Genomic DNA, 18,778 nt, shown 5'->3' on the forward strand with positions numbered 1-18,778 from the left:
GCGGGCAGCACGATCGTCATCGAGGTGTCGCACGAACCGAAAGGACGACACCATGCGCTACGCACTCCTCCTCCATTACCCCGAGATGACCGCCGACGACCTCGGCCCCGACGCCCTGGCAGAGGGCATGCGCGCGTTCGCCGACTACGCCACGGCGCTCGACGCCGCCGGCGTCCTCATCAGCGCCGAGGTGCTGCAGCCCTCGCCGCTCACCACGACGGTGACGGCCGTCGACGGCGCACTGCGGGTGCAGGACGGCCCGTTCGCCGATACCAAGGAGCAGCTCGGCGGCACCTTCGTGATCGAGGTGGCCGACCTGGACGAGGCCATCGGATGGGCCGGCAAGGCGCCGTCCGTGTCGTGGGGCGCGGTGGAGATCCGCCCCTCGGGCACCCACTTCGTCGACGGCGCCTGGACGACGTTTTCCTACCGATGAGCGCTGAGCCCCCCTCCCGCGCGGCTGCCGAGCGCGCCGCGCGGGAGTCGTACGGGAGGCTGCTGGCGCTGCTGGCCGCGTCGACGTCCGACGTCGCGCTGGCCGAGGACGCGCTGGCCGACGCGTTCGAGCAGGCGCTGCGCACCTGGCCCGTCGGCGGCGTTCCCGACAATCCGGAGGGGTGGCTGATGACCGTCTCGCGAAACCGGCTCCGCGATGTCTGGGGGTCCGCGGCCCGGCGGACGGCGGTGCCGATGACCGACGACCTCGCGGCGATCCTCGCCGACGACTCCGCCGAGGCCGCCGCGCCGCTCGATCGAGGCGACGCCATCCCGGATCGCCGGCTCGAGCTGCTGTTCGCGTGCGCGCATCCGGCGATCGACGGCGCCGTCCGGACACCGCTGATGTTGCAGACCGTGCTCGGCCTGGATGCCGCGCGGATCGCGGCGGCCTTCGGCGTGAGCGCGGCGACGATGGCGCAGCGGCTCGTGCGGGCCAAACGCCGTATCCGCGGGGCGGGCATCCCGTTCCGCATCCCTGGCCGCGTCGAGATGCCGGTCCGACTGCCGAGCGTCCTGGAGGCGATCTACGGCGCCTACGCGATCACATGGCTCGACGCCGGCTCCGAAGACGCGACCTCCCTCGCCGACGAGGCGCGATGGCTCGCCGTCTTGGCGGCGGCGCTCCTTCCGGACGAGCCCGAGGCGTGGGGACTGGCGGCCCTTCTCACGTACGCGCAGTCGCGGGCGCCGGCGCGGGCACGACGCCCGTGGCCTCCCCTGGACGAGCAGGACCCCGACGAATGGGACGCGGACCTCATCGCGGAGGGCGACGCACTGCTGCGGCGAGCCGCCCGGCTCGGCCGTCCGCTCGGGCGCTTCCAGTTGGAGGCCGCGATCCAGGCCGTGCACTGCGACCGCGTGCGCACCGGGCGGCTCGACGTCGCGACGCTCGTGAGCCTCTACCGAGGCCTCGTCGCCGTCGCGCCCACCGACGGCGCACGAGCAGCCCTCGCCGCCGCAGAGCGCCGGCTCGCATAGCGCCGCAGACGACTGTCGCGAGCGGTCGCCGCGCTCAGACGGCCGCGCGCTCGGCGGCCTCGACGACGTTGGTCATCAGCAGCGCCACGGTCATCGGACCCACGCCCCCCGGGTTGGGCGAAAGCCACCCGGCGACCTCGGCCACGGCCGGATCGACATCGCCGTACACGCGGCTCTTTCCGGTCTCGGGGTCGGCTTCTCGCGTCACCCCGACATCGAGCACGGCCGCGCCGGGCTTCACGTCCTCCGCCCGGACGATGTGCTTGACGCCCGCCGCCGCGACGATGACATCCGCCTCCCGCAGATGACGCGACAGATCGGTCGTCCCGGTATGCGTAAGGGTCACCGTCGCGTTGATCTCGCGGCGCGTCAGCAGCAGCCCGATCGAACGCCCGATCGTGACGCCTCGCCCGACGACGACCACGTCCTTGCCCTTCAGGTCGTAGTCGTTGCGCAGGAGGAGCTCGATCACGCCGCGGGGCGTGCACGGCAGCGGCGTCGTGATCGGCGCGTTGACGTTCAGCACCAGCCGGCCGAGGTTGGTCGGATGCAGTCCGTCGGCGTCCTTCGCGGGATCGATGCGCTCGAGGATCGCGTCGGTGTCGAGGTGCTTCGGAAGCGGCAGCTGCACGATGTAGCCATGGCACGCCGGGTCGGCGTTGAGCTCGTCGATCACCGCTTCGACCTCGTCCTGCGTCGCCTCCGCCGGAAGCTCGACCTGGATCGAGTTCATGCCGATGGCCTCCGACTCGCGGTGCTTCATCCCCACGTACAGCTGCGATGCCGGGTCGGCGCCGACGAGCACGGTGGCGATGCCCGGCACGATGCCGCGTTCGCGCAGCGCCGCGACACGGTCGGCGAGCTCGGCCTTGATGTCGGCGGCGGCGGCCTTGCCGTCCAGTCGGATCGCGGTCATCCGTTCGTCCTTCCGTCGTGCTTGGCGAGAGAGCATCAGCGCCACGAGACAGCAGCCGACGGATGCTGTCTCGTGGCGGCCATGCAGTCTCGCGGTCTGGGGCGGCTACTGCTCGAGGCCGGGGTACAGCGGGAACGCCGCCGTGAGCGCCGCGACGCGCGTGCGGAGCGCCTCGACGTCGGCGCCGGGCTGCAGAGCGAGGGCGATGACGTCGGCGACCTCGGTGAACTCGGCGTCGCCGAAGCCGCGCGTGGCGAGCGCCGGAGTGCCGATGCGCAGACCCGACGTGACCATCGGCGGTCGCGGATCGTTCGGGACCGCGTTGCGGTTCACGGTGATGTGGATCTCGTGCAGCAGATCCTCGGCCTGCTTGCCGTCGATCTCGGCGTTGCGGAGGTCGACCAGCACGAGGTGCACGTCGGTGCCGCCGGAGCGCACGGTGATGCCGGCGTCCGCGACGTCGGCCTGGGTCAGGCGGTCGGCGATGATCGCGGCGCCGCGGACGGTGCGCTCCTGGCGCTCCCGGAACTCCGGGGTGGCCGCAAGCTTGAACGCCGTCGCCTTCGCCGCGATCACGTGCATGAGCGGACCACCCTGCTGGCCCGGGAAGACGGCGGAGTTGATCTTCTTGGCGATGTCGGCATCGTTGGTGAGGATGAATCCCGAGCGCGGACCGCCGATCGTCTTGTGGACCGTCGAGGAGACCACGTGCGCGTGCGGCACCGGATTCGGGTGCACGCCCGCGGCGACGAGACCGGCGAAATGGGCCATGTCGACCCACAGGAGCGCCCCGACCTCGTCGGCGATCTCGCGGAAGCGGGCGAAGTCCAGCTGTCGCGGGTAGGCCGACCAGCCGGCGATGATGACCTTCGGCGAGTGCTCGCGAGCCAGTCGCGCGACCTCGTCCATGTCGATGACGGACGTCTCGGGGTCCACGCCGTAGGCGACGATGTTGTAGAGACGCCCGGAGAAGTTGATCTTCATGCCGTGCGTGAGGTGCCCGCCCTGATCGAGCGAGAGGCCGAGCAGGGTGTCGCCCGGACGGGCGATCGCATGCAGGACGGCGGCGTTGGCCGTCGCGCCGGAGTGCGGCTGCACGTTGGCGAACTCCGCGCCGAACAGCGACTTCGCGCGGGCGATCGCGAGCTCTTCGGCGACGTCGACCTCTTCGCATCCGCCGTAGTAGCGGCGACCCGGGTAACCCTCGGCGTACTTGTTCGTCAGCACGGAGCCCTGCGACTGCAGCACCGACACGGGCACGAAGTTCTCGGAGGCGATCATCTCGAGGTAACCGCGCTGACGCTCGAGCTCGCGCTCGAGCACCTGGGCGATCTCGGGATCTACCTCGGAGAGGGGGGCGTTGAAGGACGGGTCGGACACAGTGGTCTCCTCGGACGTCGGCAGAAATTCTGCGGTTGTTGAGCAGCTCGGGGCGAGCTGACGAAACACCTACATCGGCCCAGGCGTGCGGTCGAATGCCGTCGTACGGTCGCTTCCCGGTGGTGTCCCACCTCAACGCCAGTCGCGACGTCCCCACCCTAGCGCGTCCGACGATAGAGTGGGCGCCATAACCGGTTTGTAAAGAGTCTTTACAGAACTCGCCGCACCGTCGGAAGAAACGTCATGATCCCGCCGCCGCTCGTCCCCTACCCCGCCGCCGTCCGCGTGTGCAGCGACGGGCCCTTCGTGCTCGCCGGCTCCACCGTGTCCGGAGACGCGGATGCGGCGGCCGAGCTCAGTCGGCTTCTGACCGCGCGCACCGGCGAGGCTACCGCGGCAGGCGACGAGCGCACCATCCGGCTCGAGCGCGGCGCGGGTGCTCCCGAGTCGTACGCCCTCGCCGTCGACGCGGCATCCGTCGTCGTCCGGGGCGCGGATGCCGCGGGTCTCTTCTACGGCGTGCAGACGCTCGCTCAGCTCGCGGTCCATGAGGACGGGCGATGGATCCTTCCGGCGATCGAGGTCGACGACGCCCCGCGTTTCGCGTACCGCGGCGCCATGCTCGACGTCGCGCGACACTTCTTCGCCGTCGACGACGTCACGGCCTATATCGACCGCATCTCCTCGCTCAAGATCAACCACCTCCACCTGCACCTGAGCGACGACCAGGGGTGGCGCCTCGAGCTGCGCGCGCGTCCCGAGCTCACCGCCCGCGCCTCGGGTTCGGCCGTGGACGGCGACCCCGGCGGGTTCTACACGCGGGAGGACTACGCCCGCATCGTCGACTACGCCGCCGCGCGCCACGTCACCGTCGTCCCCGAGATCGACGTGCCGGGGCACACGCATGCCGTGGGGCTGGCCTACCCCGCGATCGCCGCCGACCCGGTTCTGAGTGACGAGCTGCGCGCCGCCGGCGGCGTGCCGGTCGCCGGCCGGCACTATCCGGGCATCGCCGTCGGGTTCTCGTCGTTGCGCATCGATGAGGAGCGCACCTACGAGTTCCTCGCCGACGTCTTCGGCGAGCTGGCCGCCCTCACGCCCGGGCCGTTCCTGCACCTGGGCGGGGACGAGGCCCTCGGCACGACGTCGGAGGATTACGCCACCTTCGTCTCCCGCGCCGTCGACATCGTCGCCGCGACCGGGAAGACGCCCCTCGTGTGGCACGAGGCCGCGGCCGTGCCCGGTCTCCCCGTCGACGTCGTCGCGCAGTACTGGGCCTACACCCGCCCCTCCGCCGACCCCGGGCGGGAGCAATGGCAGGCGGATGCCGTGGCCGCCGCCGAGCGCGCGGCATCCGTGATCCTCTCGCCCGCCGACGTCGCCTACCTCGACATGAAGCCCGAGCCCGGCTTCCGCATCGGCCTCGAGTGGGCGGAGGGACCGACGAGCGTCGCCGCCGCGTACGGATGGGAGCCGCGCGACGTCGTCGCGTCGCTCGGCGACGACGACATCCTCGGCGTCGAGGCACCGCTGTGGAGCGAGACGGTCCGCACGCTCGCCGACATCGACGCCCTGGCCTTCCCCCGCGTGGCCGCCGTGGCCGAGATCGCCTGGTCGCCGGCGCCCGACGCGTCGACCGAGCGCACGTGGGACTCCTTCCGCGACAGGGTCGCACGGCTCGGCGGCCTGTGGTCCGCCCTCGGGATCGGGTACCACCGCAGCCGCGAGATCCCCTGGCGCTGACGCCGTCCGCCGCCGTGCGGCGCCGCGCTCCGGTGCCGCGCACCCGCCGCGCACAACAGCGGAGATCGGCCACAACACGCCGTCACCCGGCCCGGGGACGCGGCGTGCCGCCCACAGCATCCGCCGTCGTGCAGGCGAGCGGCCGCCCGGCGGGCCCGCCGTAGACTCGAAGCCATGACCGATACGCCGCACGTGCGCGCCGAAGCACCCCCTGCACCCGGCACCCGCCGCGCGCTGACGGCCGTCGACATCGTGACCGTCCTGTCCGGTCTCTTCGCGTTCGCCACGCTCGCGATCTGGGGTTTTCTCGGGTGGGAGTTCCCGCTCAACGTCGTCTTCGGCATCGGCGCCCCCGTCGTCGCGATCCTCGTGTGGGCGCTGTTCGTCTCTCCCCGCGCCGTCTTCGCCGTGCATCCCTTCGTACGCGCGGTCGTCGAGCTGCTCGTCTACCTCGCAGCGACCATCGCGTGGTGGGGCATGGGCCAGCCGTGGATCGGCGTCGGCTATGCCGTGATCGCGGTGACCTTCGGGCTGATCGCCGGACGCCGGCGCCTGGCGTGAGCCGCGACGTCGCCGCGCGCCTGGTCGCCGCCCTCGGCGACAGCGTCGACACCAGCACCGCCTCCCGCGAGGCCGCACGCGCCGACAAGTCCGGTCACGCCGCCGAGGGCCTCCCGATCGCGGTCGTCCACGCGGCATCCGTCGCCGACGTGCAGGAGACCCTGCGGATCGCGACCGCCACGAGCACCCCCGTCGTCCCCCGCGGCGCCGGCACGGGCCTGGCCGGCGCGGCCAACACCGGCCACGGCGAGATCTCGCTGTCGCTGCGCGGGATGAACCGGATCCTCGAGGTGCGCCCCGACGACCTGCTCGCCGTCGTCGAACCGGGAATCCTCAACGCCGACCTCAACGCCGCACTCGCCGAGCACGGGCTGTGGTGGGCGCCCGACCCCGCGAGCCGGGCGATCTCCACCGTCGGAGGCAACATCGCCACCGGCGCAGGCGGCCTCCTCTGCGCGAAGTACGGGGTCGTCCGCGACGCGGTGCTCGGCGTCGACCTCGTCCTCGCCGACGGCCGGCTCCTGCGCCTCGGGCACCGCAGCGTCAAGGGAGTGACGGGGCTCGACCTGACGTCGCTCGTGATCGGGTCCGAGGGCGTTCTCGGCGTGGTCGTCGCGGCGACTCTGAAGCTCCGCCGTCTCATCCCGGGCGAGGTGCGCACCCTCTCGGCGACCTTCGCCGACGTGCGCTCCGCGGCGGCCGCATCCGCCGCCGTCACGGCATCCGGCGTGCAGCCGGCGATTCAGGAGCTGATGGATGCGGCGAGCCTCGCCCGCACGCACGCATTCCTCGGTCTGCCCCCGGTGCCGCCGGGATCGGCCCAGCTGCTGCTGCAGACCGACGGTCCGGCGGCGACCGCCGAGGCGGAAGCCATCGCCGCCGTCCTCACCGCTGCGGGCGGCGTCGTGACGCTTGCTCGCGGCGACGCCGAGTCCGAGCAGCTGCTCCTGATCCGCCGGTCGATGCACCCGGCGTGGGAGCAGGCGGGGACGACCCTCATCGAAGACGTCTCGGTGCCCCGCAGCGCCCTGCCGGCGATGTTCGACGCGATCGCCGATCTCGAGCGCCGGTACGGCATCGCGATCCCCACCGTCGCGCACGCCGGCGACGGCAACCTGCATCCGAACTTCGTCTTCGACGGACCCGAGGTGCCCGAGGAGATCTGGCGGGCAGCCGGCGAGCTGTTCCAGGCGGCTCTGGCCCTCGGAGGCACGCTGACGGGCGAGCACGGCGTGGGCGTCCTCAAGCGCCGGTGGCTCGCCGACGAGCTCGGCGAAGACCAATGGGAGCTGCAGCGGCAGATCGCGCGCGTGTTCGACCCCGCGGGGATCCTCAATCCCGGCAAGGTCTTCACCCCCTGAGCATCGCCCCCGCGACCGCGGCGTGCCGCCGGCCGCCGCGTGACGGCGGGTCCGGCGGCACCTGACCGCGACAGCGCGCGTTAAGCGTGAGCGAGCTCCGGGGCAGCGACCCGCTCCGCCCCCTCGGCGACCTCGTGCGGCGCCACGACGTAGTGGACCGCCATGGGACGGGTGACGCTGTCGATGGCGTGCACTCCCCCGATGGCCCCCATGCCGCTGACGCCCGCCGGCTCGACGAGCCGGCCGAGGTCACCGAGCTGCCAGCCGTTGAGCCACAGGATGCCGGTGGGGATCGTCCGCGCCAGGCGCTGGTGCTCTTCGTCGGAGGTGTACACGACGGCGCCGAGCCCGAATTCGGTCCGCTTGGCCTCCTCGACGCCCGCCTCGAACGAAGGCACCACCTGCACCGCGGCGACAGGACCGAACGTCTCCTCGGTCATCAGCTCCATGTCCTCGGTCACGTCGACCACGACGGTGGGCGGATAGTAGAAGCCCGGGCCGTCGGGGATCTCGCCGCCGACGAGCACCCGCGCACCCGCGGCGACGGCGGCGCGCACGTGGCGGTCGACGTGCTGACGCTGGCCGGCGTCGACCATCGGGCCGATCTCGGTGTCCGCCCGGGTGGGGTCCCCCACGATCCGTCGGTGCGTGGCCGCGACGAGCGCGTCGATGAACTCCGCCGCGATGTCCTGGTGCACGTAGATGCGCTCCATGGCCGTGCAGATCTGCCCGCTGTTGAGGTACGAGCCCAGGGCGACCTCCTCGGCGACGGCCTCCACATCGATATCCGCATCGATCACGACGGGATCCTTGCCGCCGAGCTCGAGGAGGGCACGGTTCAGGTTGGCGGCCGCCGCCACACCGACCGAGCGGCCGGTGCGCACCGATCCCGTGAATTGCACGAGGTCGATCCCGGGGTGCCCGGCGAGGGGCGTGCCGGCGTGGAAGTCCCCGAGCACGAGGTTCAGCACTCCGGCCGGTATCCCTGACTGCTCGACCATCTCGAAGAAGCCGACGGCCGACAGCGACGCCTTCTCGGAGGGCTTCACGACCACGGTGTTGCCCGCGGCCAGGGCGGCGCCCAGCGCCATCAGGATCGTGGTGACGGTGAAGTTCCACGGCACGATCACACCGACCACACCCACCGGGAATCGCTGGACGTCCGTTGCCAGACCGTCGACGACCTCGACGCGGGAGGCGAACGGATAGGTCTCCGCCTCGTGCAGAGCCTTGCGATACGTCGAGAGCCCGGCGTGGATGAACTGCGTTCCGATCTTGTGGGGCTTTCCCATCTCGTCGGCTTCGAGTCCGACGAGGTAGTCGAGGTTCCGCTCGATCTCGTCCGCAAGGCGGGCCAGTCTGTCGAGGCGCTGCCGAAGGCTGAGCGATGCCCACTCGGGCTGCGCTCGGCGAGCCGCATCGACTGCAGCATCGACGTCCGCGGCTGTTCCGGCGGGGAGGGTGGCGACGGGCTTCTCGTCGTGCGGGTTGACGCAGGTGAGCACGTCACCCCCGGAGGAGTCGACCCATTGCCCATTGATGAAGTTGCGCAGAGTTCGCATGGTGGGACCTTTCTGAGAAATGGATGGAGCGTTCAGGAGACGGTGTGCGCCTGAGGCACGGGGATCACGCCGCCGATCTTGGCGAGCTTCTCGCCGTAGGTGTTCCGCAGTGCGTCGAGGACCTCCGGTGAGGCGGTGCTGGGGTGCCCGGAGTTGAACGGCGGCTCCGGGTTGTACTCGATGTAGAGCTGCAGCATCTGCGCGTAGGTGTCCCCCGCGACCTCGGCCGCCACCATGAGCGCGAAGTCGATGCTCGCCGACACCCCGCCACCGCTCATGTACTTCCCGTCACGCACCGTGCGCGCGGGGTCGGGAATGATTCCGTACCGCGGCAGCTCCTGGAGGAAGGCCCAGTGGGTGGCGCTGCGCCGACCCTCCAGGACACCGGCCATCCCCAGGATCAGCGACCCCGTGCAGACCGAGGTGACGTACGTTGCATCCTCGGCCAGACGCGCCAGCTCGCGGAGCATCCCTGGAGTGGTCGCGGCGGTCATGTCGGCGGTCCCCGGGACGAAGAGCAGATCGCACCGCTCGATGTCGCCGAGCCGCTCCACGTCACGCAGCTTCAGGCCGAGCGCGGCGTCGAGGTCGCCACCCTCCTCGCTGGCGATCCGGATGTTCGCACCCGGCAGATGGGCGAAGATCTCCCAGGCACCGAGGAAGTCCAGCTGAGCGACTTTGGGCCAGACCGCGATGACGATATCGAATGATGTGGACACGTGAACTCCTTCGTACGTGAGGGATGAGCCGTCAGAAGGCGCGCGGCCCGGCAGAGGCCAGCGCGGATCCCACTCGGTTGACAGCGCTGCGGGGCGCCTCGCCGCGAAGAATTCGCGCCGACTCCTCGACCACCTTCTGCTTCAGCTCGGAAAGCGCTTCCTCGCTCCAGTGCGCCGCGTGGGGTGTGAGGATCGCCGTCTTGCAGCCCAGCAGGGGATTGTCGGTGCCCGTCGGCTCGGACTCGAAGACGTCGATACCCGCGCCGAAGAGGTGGCCCGATTGCAGCGCATCGGCGAGTGCCGCCTCGTCGATGAGTCCGCCGCGCGACACGTTGATGAGAACCGCACCCTTCTTCATCTGCGCGAGCGCATCCCGGTCGATCAGGTTGCGCGTCGACTCCAGAAGGGGCACGTGCAGCGACAGCACGTCGGACTGTGCCAGGAGCGCATCGCGGCCGACGAGGTGCACGCCGAGCGCCTTGGCATCCGGCGCGGAGACGGCGGGATCGTGTGCCAGGACGGTGTAGCCGAGGGCGGCGGCGACCGTGGCGACGCGCGTGCCGATGCGGCCCAGTCCGTACAGACCGAAGATCTGCGCCTCGGGCCGGTGCACCCCGGGAACGAACCAGTTTCCCCATCCTGATTCGCGCATCTCGGCATCCAGCGCGGGGAGCCTGCGCTGGACGGCCAGCGCCAGGGCGATCGCGTGCACCGCGACCTCCCGGTAGTTCGCATCCGGGACATTGCTCACCCAGATGCCCCGCTCGGCCGCCGCCTCGATATCCACGACGTCGTACCCGATCCCGCAGCGCACGATGGTGCGGCATCGAGTAAGACCCTCGATCACGGTGCGGTTGATGTCCTCCTCGACGACGATCAGGGCGTCGGCGTCGGCGGTTCCCGCCAGAAGCGCGGCCTCGTCGCGGCCGTCGATGACCTGGAAGTCGATATCGAGGTCGCCATAGGCACTCAGCTCGTCTTCGCCGAAGGCGATCAGCGTGCTCGTGCACACCACCTTCATGAGATCACCTCTTTCGGATGCGGGGACTGGGTCGGCCGAGTGGACGGCATGTACTGCTCCTTGATGTTCGATGGGACGATCACGAGTTCGGGCGGAATCCCTTGAAGGCCGGGGTGTTCGCGCGCTCGGCAGCGGTGGAGAACGGGCGACCGATCAGGACGGCGACCAGCGTCAGCACCTGAGCCGCGCCCAGAACGACGGCGACCAGCCACGGCTCGCCGTTCGTCCAGCCGACGAGCAGCGTGGCCAACAGCGGAGCGGGTCCGGCGATGAGCGCACCCTGCAACTCACGTGAGGAGAAGAGTCCCGCGGAGCGGTAGTCCGGGCGGAACAGCGCCGGCATGAACACGGTGTGAGCCGCGGTGCCTGCAGCCCATCCGAAGAAGTTCATCAGCACGCTCGCGATGATGATCGGCACGATGGCCGCCGTTTTCAGGATCGCCACATAGGGGAGCGCGAAGAGCAGGGCACCCACGATCCCGATGAAGAAGACACGACGAACGCCGATGATGTCACCGAGCCGGCCGAAGAACAGCAAGCCGAGGAACCCGGTGCCGTAGACGAGAACGGTCATCAGCAGCGCCTGACTGCGCGGGAGTTCGAGCTGCGCGGTGACGTAGCCGATGGCGAAGGCGCTGGTGACATAGCTGGTGACGTTCAGTCCCGAGGGGACCAGGAATCCGGCGATCCAGTTGCGGGGGCTCTTCTTGATGGCGTTGAACGTCGCCGCGAGCGGGTTGACCTTCGCCGGTGCCAGCTCGCCGAGCTCGCGCTCACGCTGCACCTCGACGAACTCGGGCGACTCCAGCATCGTGCGACGCAGGAGGATCCCGAAGATCGTGAAAACCGCGCTCATCACGAACGGGATGCGCCACCCCCAGCTGAGGAAGGCCTCCGGGGACATCACGCCGCTGACCACGGCGAACAGCACGGCCGCCGTGAGAACTCCGATCGTGCCACCCGCCATGGCGAGCGAGGACAGGAAGCCCTTACGCCGGGGCGTCGCGCTCTCGTTGGCGATCGTGATGGCGCCGGCCATCTCGGCGCCGGCTCCGAAGCCCTGCGTGACGCGCATGAGCATCAGCAGGATCGGCGCCCAGATGCCGATCGTCTCGTACGACGGCAGAAGCCCGATGACGGTGGTCGCCCCGCCGACGAGGATGAGGGAGAAGATCAGGACCGGGCGGCGCCCGAAGCGGTCGGATGCCGCGCCGAGCACGATCCCGCCGATCGGCCGGGCGAGAAAGCCGACCGCGAAAGCGCCGAAAGTGGCGAGGAGGGCCACCTGAGGATCTCCGCCGGGGAAGAAGACTGTGGCGATGACCAGCCCCGCGGCGATCGTATAAAGGCCGTAGTCGTACCATTCGATCGCGGTACCCACGCCGGCGGCGATCGCGGTGCGCGCTCCGGTGCGAGAAGGAGTCGTGGTCACCGGGGCAGCCGTGGTGGTCGTCGAGTTCGGGCCTTGGGGTGTGTGTGGATCGGAGATCATCAGTGAGCTCCATTCTTTTTGAGAGTGGTCGGATGTGCGGTGCGGATCAAGCTACTGCAATTTCTGAATTCTGTCGACAGAATCCAGAAATTTGCCGACTGGCCGCAGCATACGGCATACACCGGGTCTAGGATCGGCCCATGACACAGGTGCCCAACGCGGAGGCAGAGTTCGAGCGCATCCAGGTCGGTTCCCTGGTCGATCAGGCGCGAGATCAGATCCGTCGCAACATCCTGACCGGTCAGCTGCGCCCCGGCGAGCGCATCCGGGACTCGGTGCTGGCTGAGGGCATGGGGGTCAGTCGCTCACCGGTGCGGGAGGCTCTGCGACTCCTCGAACAAGCGGGCCTGGTCGAGAAGACCAACAACCGTTCCTATCGGATCCCGGAATTCGCCCCGGAAGACGTCAACGAGCTGGCCGCGCTGCGGGCTGCCGATGAGATCCTCGCCGTGCGCGTGATCGCGACCAAACGGCCGCCTCTCGACACGCTTGCGCAAGCCATCGCGGTCATGGTCGAAGCCGGCGACGACCCGGCGCGAGGTCTGGCCGCCGATGCCGCGTTCCATGCCGAGGTGGTGCGTCTTGCCGGCCTCCCTCGGTTGATGGAGCGATACCGAGGGCTGACCGACCAGATCCGCCTCGTCCTGCGAGCGAACGAGGCGGAGACGTGGAACCGATCCCCCACGATCGTCGACTCGCACACCGAGTTGCTCGAGGCGCTGCGCGCCGCGCTCGACGGAGGGGACACGGCCGACCTGATCCGTCTGTGGGAGAACCATGTCCTCCGCGGCATGGCGGCACCGCACATGCTGAACCCGCTCTGACGGCCCTCAGCGCTGTGGCGTCGCCGCGGCGCTTGCGCGACGGATGCGGTCGATGGCGGCGATATCCGTCGCCGCCCCCTGGCTGACGTACCCGATGTCGGTGCTGAACAGCACGAAATCGGCGCCGTGCTCGACCATCCGCTGCGCGACATCGGCGGTGAAGACATACGCGCCGTAGTGCTTGCCGAGCCTCTTGCTGACCTCGCCCAGTGTCTCGAACGCCTCCCAGACGCGAGGGTCCTCGATTCCGGCCTTCAGATCGGCGCCCAGCGTCAACGACAGATCCGAAGGACCCATCACGGCGCCGTCGATACCGTCGACCGAGAGGATCGCCTCGGCGTTCGCCAGCGCGAGCGGAGTCTCGATCATCACCAGGAGCAGCACGTCGGCATCCGATTCCGCGGGCGAGGAATGCAGGGGCGGCGCTCCCCAGGAACGACGCCCGAGCGGGGGGAACCGCACGTTGTCCCGCACCATCTCCGCCTCGGCGCGCGTGTTGACCATGGGGGCGATGACCCCCCGGGCACCGAGGTCGAGGGCTCGCTGCAGACCGATCGGATCGTTCTCCCCGACCCTCACCATCCCCGTGCTGCCGCCCAGCTCGATCGCGTGCAGCAGAGCGGGGATCTTGTCCTCCGTCACGTAGGCGTGCTGCTGCTCGACGATGACCCAGTCGAACCCCGCACCGCTCATCGCCCGGGCGGTCGAGATCGCAGGGATCCCCAGCATGGCTCCGAAGGCGGTCTCGTTGTCCCGCCAGCGCCGGCGGACGATGTTCTCGATCATGAGGACCAGGCTAGCCGAAAAACTGTATTCTGTCGACAAAATACTCTGACGGTGAGCGAAGAGCGTTACAGCCCCTGCCAGGAGGGCTTGTGGGCGTACGTCTCCCGGTAGTACTCCGCCCAGCGCAGGCGCGACGCGGCGGCCTCGTCGACCACGACGGTCACGTGCGGGTGCAGCTGGATCGCCGAGCCCGGAAGAGACGCGGTGACCGGGCCTTCCACGGCGCCGGCGATGGCGTCGGCCTTGGCCTCTCCGAAGGCCAGCAGCACGAGGTGCCGCGCCTCGAGGATGGTGCCGAGGCCCTGCGTGATGCAGTGCCGCGGAACCTCGTCGATCGAGGCGAAGAAGCGGGCGTTGTCTTCGCGGGTCTGCCGCGTGAGGGTCTTCACGCGCGTGCGCGAGGCGAAGGATGATCCCGGCTCGTTGAAGCCGATGTGTCCGTCCGTGCCGATGCCCAGCAGCTGCAGGTCCACGCCGCCCGCGATGGCGATGGCCCTGTCGTACTCCTCCCCCGCCGTCTCGATGCGTGCGCTCGCCCCGTCGGGCACGTGCACCCGCGCGGGGTCGAGGCCGAGCGGTTCGACCACCTCACGAGCGATCACCGAGCGGTAGCTCTGCGGATGCTGCGGATCGAGGCCGACGTACTCGTCGAGGGCGAATCCGCGGACGTGCGACACGTCCACCCCGGCGAGGGCCCGCTTCGCGGCGGCGTACACCGGAAGCGGCGTCGACCCCGTCGCCAGCCCCAAGACGACGTCGGCGCGCCCGCGCACCAGCCGGGCGATCTCCGCCGCGACGAGTTCACCCGCCGCCACGCGGTCGGAGACGATCACGACCTCAGCCACGGCTGAGGATCCCGTTCGACCCCGACCCGGCACCGACCAGCGCCGCGCCCACGGCGGCCGCCGCCGAGCCGGGAGGCAGCAGCTCCACGCGGTCGGCCAGGCGCAGCGAGCGCAGGAACGGGGAGGCGGCGGCGCTGTGCTCGAGGACGCGCGCGACGTCGTTCGTCAGGCGCGGGGCGAGCGCGGTTAGCCCGCCGCCGATCACGACCGCGTCGACATCGGTCGTGAGGACGAGCACCCGCACGGCGGCGGCGACGCCCCGGGCCATGTCGTTGCGGAGGAGGCGCGCGGCGGCGTCGCCGGCGTCGGCGGCATCGAAGACGTCGCGCACCGGAAGGGCGCCGGGCCGCCCCCACCGCTGCGCGATCGCGCGACCGCCGGCGAGCGCCTCGATGCAGCCCCGCTGGCCGCAAGGACAGAGAGGGCCGGCGGGATCGATGGAGATGTGACCGACCTCCCCCGCGGTGCCGCGGGCACCCCGCCACAGCTCACCGTCGACGACGACGCCCGCTGCCACACCGGTTCCGAGGTTGAGGTAGGCCGTCGCCCCCGAGCCGCCGTGGAGCACGAACGCGCCGAGCGCGGCCGCCTTGACGTCGTTCTCGACGCGCACGGGTGCTCCCAGCTTCGCCTCGAGCGCCTCGGCGACGTCCAATCGCTCGATGCCGAGGTTCACCGCGTGCACGATCCGCGAACCGCCGGGCTCGACCTGCCCCGGCATGCCGATGCCGACGGCGGCCGCCGTCGCTCCCGCCAAGCCGGGCTCCCGCAACAGGTCGCCGACCGTGTCGCAGATGTCGCGGACGACGGCCTCGGCGCCCCATCCGGTGGGTCGTCTCACGCGTGCACGTACCGTGCCATCCCGGTCGAGGGCGACGGCGTCGGTCTTGGTGCCGCCCACGTCGAGGCCGACGCGGACGCGTCCGTCCACGGAGTCGGGGCCGGCCATCAGCCCTTGACCGCCCCGGCGACCAGGCCACTCGTCATGCGGTGCTGCACGATCAGGAAGAACACCACGACAGGGACGGCCACAAGGGTCGAGCCTGCCATGAGCTCGGCCCAGTTGATGCCGCCGTTGGGGTCGAGGAACGTGCGCAGCCACACCGGCAGCGTCATCGCCTCCGGGCGCGGGTTGAGGACCAGAGCGAAGACGAACTCGTTCCATGCCTGGATGAAGCCGAACACCCCGGTCGCGACGAGGCCGGGCGCCAGCAGCGGGAATGTCACGCGCCAGAACGCCTGCGAGCGGCTGAGACCGTCGATCATGGCGGCCTCCTCGAGCTCGACAGGGATGCCCTGCACGAACCCGCGGAGCGTCCAGATCGTGAAGGGCAGCACTGTCGCCACGTAGACGGCTGTGAGGCCGAGGATCGAGTTGAGGAGGTGCCATCCGTCGACGAGGCGGAAGATCGAGATGATCATGGCCTCAGCGGGGATCATCTGGATGATGAGGATCGTCACGAGGAACGCCCCGCGCGAGCGGAAACGGAAACGTGACACCGCCAGGGCGGCGAGGAATGCGAAGACGAGCGCGACGAGCACCGTGAGGAGCGTCACCGCGAGCGAGTTGCCCAGCGCCGGCAGGAACGGCGCGCGGTCGGCGCGGAAGATCACGCCGAGGTAGTTCTCCAGCGTGGCGTTCTCGGGCCAGAAGTGCAGTTCGCTCCCGCGCACCTGACTATTGGGCTGAAGGGACGTGTTCACCATCCAGTACACCGGGAAGACGGATGCGACGAACACGACGAGTGCGGCGAGGGCGGCGAGGGCGGAGCCGAGACGTCGGCGGGCGAACGGGCTCATAGCGTGTCCTCCCGCACCGTGCGGCGAACGTAGAAGGCGGACAGGGCCACCAGGAGCAGCACGACGATCACGGAGATCGCCCCGCCGACGCCGAAGTCGCCGGAGCCGAGGGAGACGCGGTAGATGTACACGCCGAGCGTGTTGGTCTGCTCGGCGATGCCGCCGATGGACTGCAGCGAGTAGATCTGCGTGAACACCCGCAGATCCCAGATGACCTGCAGAATCGTGACAATCGTGAGGATCGGGCGGATGTAGGGGACCACGACGAGGAAGAAGCGCTTCGCTCCGCCCGCGCCGTCCAGCTGCGCGGCCTCCATCACCTCGTCGGGCACCTGCGTGAGACCGGCGTACACGGTGAAGGCGACGAACGGCACCGCTCCCCACACGATGATCACTGTCGCGACGAGGAAGAAGCTCCAGGGCTCGAGGAGCCACGAGTGCCCCTCGAAGGGCAGTCCGAACCAGGCGCTCAGGATGTGGTTGAGCACGCCGTACTGCGTGTCGAAGATCCACCCCCACACGATGGTCGCAGACAGCGGCGGCATGGCCCACGCCAGGAGCAGACCGAGCGACACGAGCGTGCGCAGAGTCCGACCGAGCCGGCGCATGAGGAGCGCGACGAGCGTGCCCAGGACCATCGTCAGCACGACGCATACGGCAGCGAAGACGAGGGATCGCGAGAGCACCTGCCAGAACGCCGGGTCGGTGAGCACCTCGACGTAGTTCCCGAACCCGATGAATTCCGGGGGTTGCCCGAACACCTGTGCGCGTCCGAACTTCTGGAACGACATCACGAGCAGCTGCAGCAGCGGCCACGCCGACAGCAGGGCGAGAACGATCAGCGCCGGCACCAGCAGGCCGTAGGGCGTCAGACCGCCGCGACGGCGCCGGCCGCGAGCGGGCGGATCGGGCGGCGCGACCAGTCGCTCGCCGTCGATCCCGCTCACGGCGGGGGCGACGGTGTCGTTGCGCACAGAGGACATGATTCTCCCGTGGAGTGGCCTGCGCGAGAGCGGCGGGCACGCCGCTCTCGCGCAGGACGGATCAGCCGTTGAGGATGGCTTCGATCTTCTCGTCGACCTCCGCCGCGAGCGTGGGCAGGTCGCCGCCCTGCGCCACCTGCACGAAGAAGTCCTCGAGCACACGGGACGCCTCGACCTCGGCCCAGTTCGGCGACGCCGGGGTGAGCTTGGCGTTGGCTGCCGCGGCGGTGAACGCCTCGGCCTCCGGTGTGTCTCCGAGGGTCGACGCGAGCGACTGCTTCGCCGGGATGAGGCCGTTCTCGCCGTAGATCGTCTGGAACTCGTCGCTGAGGATGATCTCCAGCGCGCTCTTGGCGAGGTCGGGGTGAGCGGACTTCGCGGAGATGCCGATGTTCGACCCGCCCGCGAACGCCTGCGCCACGCCGCCGTCCAGCCCCGGCAGCGCGTAGACGAACGGGGCGGCCGGCGGGGTGGCGGTCTCGCACGCACTGGCGAGTCCGAGCGCCCAGTTCGGCGCGGAGAACTGGATGGCGGCACCCTCGCAGTACGGCGTCCACGGCTCGGCGTTGTCGCCGTCCTTGGGAGCGAGGGATGCCGTGGTCATGAGGTCCTGCACCTGGGCGAGACCGGCGAGGGACTCGGACGAGGAGAACTGCGCGTCCCACTCCTCCCCGTCCTGCACGGCGATCTCGCCGCCGTTCTCCCAGATGAAGGGAAGGGCGTTGTACCAGTCCTGACCCGCGAAATAGACGCCGCTCTTGCCGGGGTTGGCTGCGGCGAGATCCTTGCCCTGGGTCACGTAGTCGCCGAGCGTCGCGGGAGCCGCCGACACGAACGCCGGGTCGGCGAAGACGACACGAGCCCCTGAGTACAGCGGCGGCGCGTAGAACGCGCCGTCGTACGATCCCGCCTCGACGAAGCCCGGCAGCAGGTCGTCCCCGCCGAGGTCTTCATAGATGTCGGAGATGTCCAGGAGCGCCCCCACCGAGGTGAAGGCCGGCGCCTGCGTGTTGCCGAACTCCACGATGTCGGGGCTGTCGGAACTGGACAGGCTCGTCGTGAGCTTGTCGACGAGGCCGTCCCAGGTCTGCTCCTCGATGACGAGGGTCGAGCCGGGGTTGTCCTCTTCGAAGGTCTCGACGAGGTAGTCGCGGGCCTCCTGCGGGGTGTCGGTGCCGACCAGCCAGACGCGGATCTCGGCGCCGTCGCCGTCTCCGCCGGCACTGCCGCCGCCGGCACAGCCGGCCAGCGCCACCGCCGACGCGCCGAGGAGCGCGAGGGAAGCGAGCTTCTTGTTCATGGTGCCTTC

General features: G+C 70.2%; 18 protein-coding genes and 1 riboswitch. Of the genes, 6 read left to right on the top strand and 12 right to left on the bottom strand.

Annotated elements, in window-relative coordinates:
- Positions 1-52 precede the first annotated feature (52 nt).
- Positions 53-436, top strand: coding sequence for a YciI family protein (locus ACTU3I_RS12305; RefSeq protein WP_442925981.1), 384 nt, complete (start codon positions 53-55; stop codon positions 434-436).
- Positions 433-1,476, top strand: coding sequence for an RNA polymerase sigma factor (locus ACTU3I_RS12310; protein ID WP_442925982.1), 1,044 nt, complete (start codon positions 433-435; stop codon positions 1,474-1,476). The genes ACTU3I_RS12305 and ACTU3I_RS12310 overlap by 4 nt, the downstream gene beginning before the upstream one ends.
- 34 nt (positions 1,477-1,510) lie before the next feature.
- Here ACTU3I_RS12310 and ACTU3I_RS12315 read toward each other — a convergent pair whose 3' ends face one another.
- Together ACTU3I_RS12315 and glyA are read right to left on the bottom strand one after the other, a co-directional pair.
- A complete protein-coding gene (locus tag ACTU3I_RS12315; RefSeq protein ID WP_442925983.1) occupies positions 1,511-2,392 on the bottom strand; it encodes a bifunctional methylenetetrahydrofolate dehydrogenase/methenyltetrahydrofolate cyclohydrolase in 882 nt (293 codons plus the stop codon).
- Between the two features lie 105 nt (positions 2,393-2,497).
- The gene (glyA, locus tag ACTU3I_RS12320) at positions 2,498-3,772 is read right to left on the bottom strand and encodes a serine hydroxymethyltransferase (protein WP_442925984.1); all 1,275 of its coding nucleotides are present in this window, start codon (positions 3,770-3,772) and stop codon (positions 2,498-2,500) included.
- 70 nt (positions 3,773-3,842) lie between these two features.
- Positions 3,843-3,928: riboswitch (ZMP/ZTP riboswitch) on the bottom strand.
- A gap of 87 nt (positions 3,929-4,015) precedes the next feature.
- Here glyA and ACTU3I_RS12325 point away from each other — a divergent pair.
- The 3 genes from ACTU3I_RS12325 (at position 4,016) to ACTU3I_RS12335 (ending at position 7,437) form a co-directional block, all read left to right on the top strand.
- Entirely contained in the window at positions 4,016-5,515 is a 1,500-nt protein-coding gene (locus tag ACTU3I_RS12325; protein WP_442925985.1) for a beta-N-acetylhexosaminidase, read from the top strand.
- Positions 5,516-5,689: 174 nt separating this feature from the next.
- Positions 5,690-6,076 carry a YrdB family protein gene (locus ACTU3I_RS12330; RefSeq protein WP_442925986.1) on the top strand — a complete coding sequence of 129 codons (387 nt, stop codon included), beginning with the start codon at positions 5,690-5,692 and terminating at the stop codon, positions 6,074-6,076.
- Positions 6,073-7,437 carry an FAD-binding oxidoreductase gene (locus ACTU3I_RS12335; protein ID WP_442925987.1) on the top strand — a complete coding sequence of 455 codons (1,365 nt, stop codon included), beginning with the start codon at positions 6,073-6,075 and terminating at the stop codon, positions 7,435-7,437. The genes ACTU3I_RS12330 and ACTU3I_RS12335 overlap by 4 nt, the downstream gene beginning before the upstream one ends.
- An 80-nt stretch (positions 7,438-7,517) precedes the next feature.
- Here ACTU3I_RS12335 and ACTU3I_RS12340 read toward each other — a convergent pair whose 3' ends face one another.
- From ACTU3I_RS12340 to ACTU3I_RS12355, 4 genes are all read right to left on the bottom strand, one after another.
- Positions 7,518-8,999 (bottom strand): aldehyde dehydrogenase family protein, encoded by a 1,482-nt coding sequence (locus ACTU3I_RS12340; protein ID WP_442925988.1) that lies wholly within the window; start codon positions 8,997-8,999, stop codon positions 7,518-7,520.
- Between the two features lie 32 nt (positions 9,000-9,031).
- Positions 9,032-9,718, bottom strand: a complete 687-nt coding sequence (locus ACTU3I_RS12345; protein ID WP_442925989.1) for a DJ-1/PfpI family protein — start codon at positions 9,716-9,718, stop codon at positions 9,032-9,034.
- A gap of 31 nt (positions 9,719-9,749) precedes the next feature.
- Positions 9,750-10,739, bottom strand: a complete 990-nt coding sequence (locus ACTU3I_RS12350; RefSeq protein WP_442925990.1) for a C-terminal binding protein — start codon at positions 10,737-10,739, stop codon at positions 9,750-9,752.
- Positions 10,740-10,818: 79 nt separating this feature from the next.
- Entirely contained in the window at positions 10,819-12,231 is a 1,413-nt protein-coding gene (locus tag ACTU3I_RS12355; RefSeq protein ID WP_442925991.1) for an MFS transporter, read from the bottom strand.
- A 140-nt stretch (positions 12,232-12,371) separates the two neighbouring features.
- Here ACTU3I_RS12355 and ACTU3I_RS12360 point away from each other — a divergent pair, with 140 nt between their 5' ends.
- Positions 12,372-13,055, top strand: a complete 684-nt coding sequence (locus ACTU3I_RS12360; RefSeq protein ID WP_442925992.1) for a GntR family transcriptional regulator — start codon at positions 12,372-12,374, stop codon at positions 13,053-13,055.
- A 6-nt stretch (positions 13,056-13,061) separates the two neighbouring features.
- Here the strand turns inward: ACTU3I_RS12360 and ACTU3I_RS12365 are convergent, their stop codons facing one another.
- From ACTU3I_RS12365 to ACTU3I_RS12390, 6 genes are all read right to left on the bottom strand, one after another.
- Positions 13,062-13,841: an HpcH/HpaI aldolase family protein gene (locus tag ACTU3I_RS12365; RefSeq protein ID WP_442925993.1), complete on the bottom strand. Its 780-nt coding sequence runs from the start codon at positions 13,839-13,841 to the stop codon at positions 13,062-13,064.
- 65 nt (positions 13,842-13,906) lie between these two features.
- Positions 13,907-14,686, bottom strand: a complete 780-nt coding sequence (locus ACTU3I_RS12370) for a glucosamine-6-phosphate deaminase (protein ID WP_442925994.1) — start codon at positions 14,684-14,686, stop codon at positions 13,907-13,909.
- Positions 14,679-15,635, bottom strand: a complete 957-nt coding sequence (locus tag ACTU3I_RS12375; RefSeq protein WP_442925995.1) for an ROK family protein — start codon at positions 15,633-15,635, stop codon at positions 14,679-14,681. The genes ACTU3I_RS12370 and ACTU3I_RS12375 overlap by 8 nt, the downstream gene beginning before the upstream one ends.
- The gene (locus ACTU3I_RS12380; RefSeq protein WP_442925996.1) at positions 15,635-16,486 is read right to left on the bottom strand and encodes a carbohydrate ABC transporter permease; all 852 of its coding nucleotides are present in this window, start codon (positions 16,484-16,486) and stop codon (positions 15,635-15,637) included. Before ACTU3I_RS12380 ends, ACTU3I_RS12375 begins: the two co-directional genes overlap by 1 nt.
- Positions 16,483-17,469, bottom strand: a complete 987-nt coding sequence (locus ACTU3I_RS12385) for a carbohydrate ABC transporter permease (RefSeq protein ID WP_442925997.1) — start codon at positions 17,467-17,469, stop codon at positions 16,483-16,485. Before ACTU3I_RS12385 ends, ACTU3I_RS12380 begins: the two co-directional genes overlap by 4 nt.
- 61 nt (positions 17,470-17,530) lie before the next feature.
- Positions 17,531-18,769, bottom strand: a complete 1,239-nt coding sequence (locus ACTU3I_RS12390; protein ID WP_442925998.1) for an extracellular solute-binding protein — start codon at positions 18,767-18,769, stop codon at positions 17,531-17,533.
- Positions 18,770-18,778: the final 9 nt, after the last annotated feature.

It is taken from the genome of Microbacterium sp. RD1 (genome assembly GCF_052220165.1).
Taxonomy (GTDB): Bacteria; Actinomycetota; Actinomycetes; order Actinomycetales; family Microbacteriaceae; genus Microbacterium.

Coding starts and splice junctions, on each gene's coding strand:
- ACTU3I_RS12360 (WP_442925992.1), top strand. CDS start 12,372: ATGACACAGGTGCCCAACGCGGAGGCAGAGTTCGAGCGCATCCAGGTC.
- ACTU3I_RS12365 (WP_442925993.1), bottom strand. CDS start 13,841: ATGATCGAGAACATCGTCCGCCGGCGCTGGCGGGACAACGAGACCGCC.
- ACTU3I_RS12385 (WP_442925997.1), bottom strand. CDS start 17,469: ATGTCCTCTGTGCGCAACGACACCGTCGCCCCCGCCGTGAGCGGGATC.
- ACTU3I_RS12325 (WP_442925985.1), top strand. CDS start 4,016: ATGATCCCGCCGCCGCTCGTCCCCTACCCCGCCGCCGTCCGCGTGTGC.
- ACTU3I_RS12350 (WP_442925990.1), bottom strand. CDS start 10,739: ATGAAGGTGGTGTGCACGAGCACGCTGATCGCCTTCGGCGAAGACGAG.
- ACTU3I_RS12380 (WP_442925996.1), bottom strand. CDS start 16,486: ATGAGCCCGTTCGCCCGCCGACGTCTCGGCTCCGCCCTCGCCGCCCTC.
- ACTU3I_RS12375 (WP_442925995.1), bottom strand. CDS start 15,635: ATGGCCGGCCCCGACTCCGTGGACGGACGCGTCCGCGTCGGCCTCGAC.
- ACTU3I_RS12355 (WP_442925991.1), bottom strand. CDS start 12,231: ATGATCTCCGATCCACACACACCCCAAGGCCCGAACTCGACGACCACC.
- ACTU3I_RS12340 (WP_442925988.1), bottom strand. CDS start 8,999: ATGCGAACTCTGCGCAACTTCATCAATGGGCAATGGGTCGACTCCTCC.
- ACTU3I_RS12310 (WP_442925982.1), top strand. CDS start 433: ATGAGCGCTGAGCCCCCCTCCCGCGCGGCTGCCGAGCGCGCCGCGCGG.
- ACTU3I_RS12390 (WP_442925998.1), bottom strand. CDS start 18,769: ATGAACAAGAAGCTCGCTTCCCTCGCGCTCCTCGGCGCGTCGGCGGTG.
- ACTU3I_RS12330 (WP_442925986.1), top strand. CDS start 5,690: ATGACCGATACGCCGCACGTGCGCGCCGAAGCACCCCCTGCACCCGGC.
- ACTU3I_RS12305 (WP_442925981.1), top strand. CDS start 53: ATGCGCTACGCACTCCTCCTCCATTACCCCGAGATGACCGCCGACGAC.
- ACTU3I_RS12315 (WP_442925983.1), bottom strand. CDS start 2,392: ATGACCGCGATCCGACTGGACGGCAAGGCCGCCGCCGCCGACATCAAG.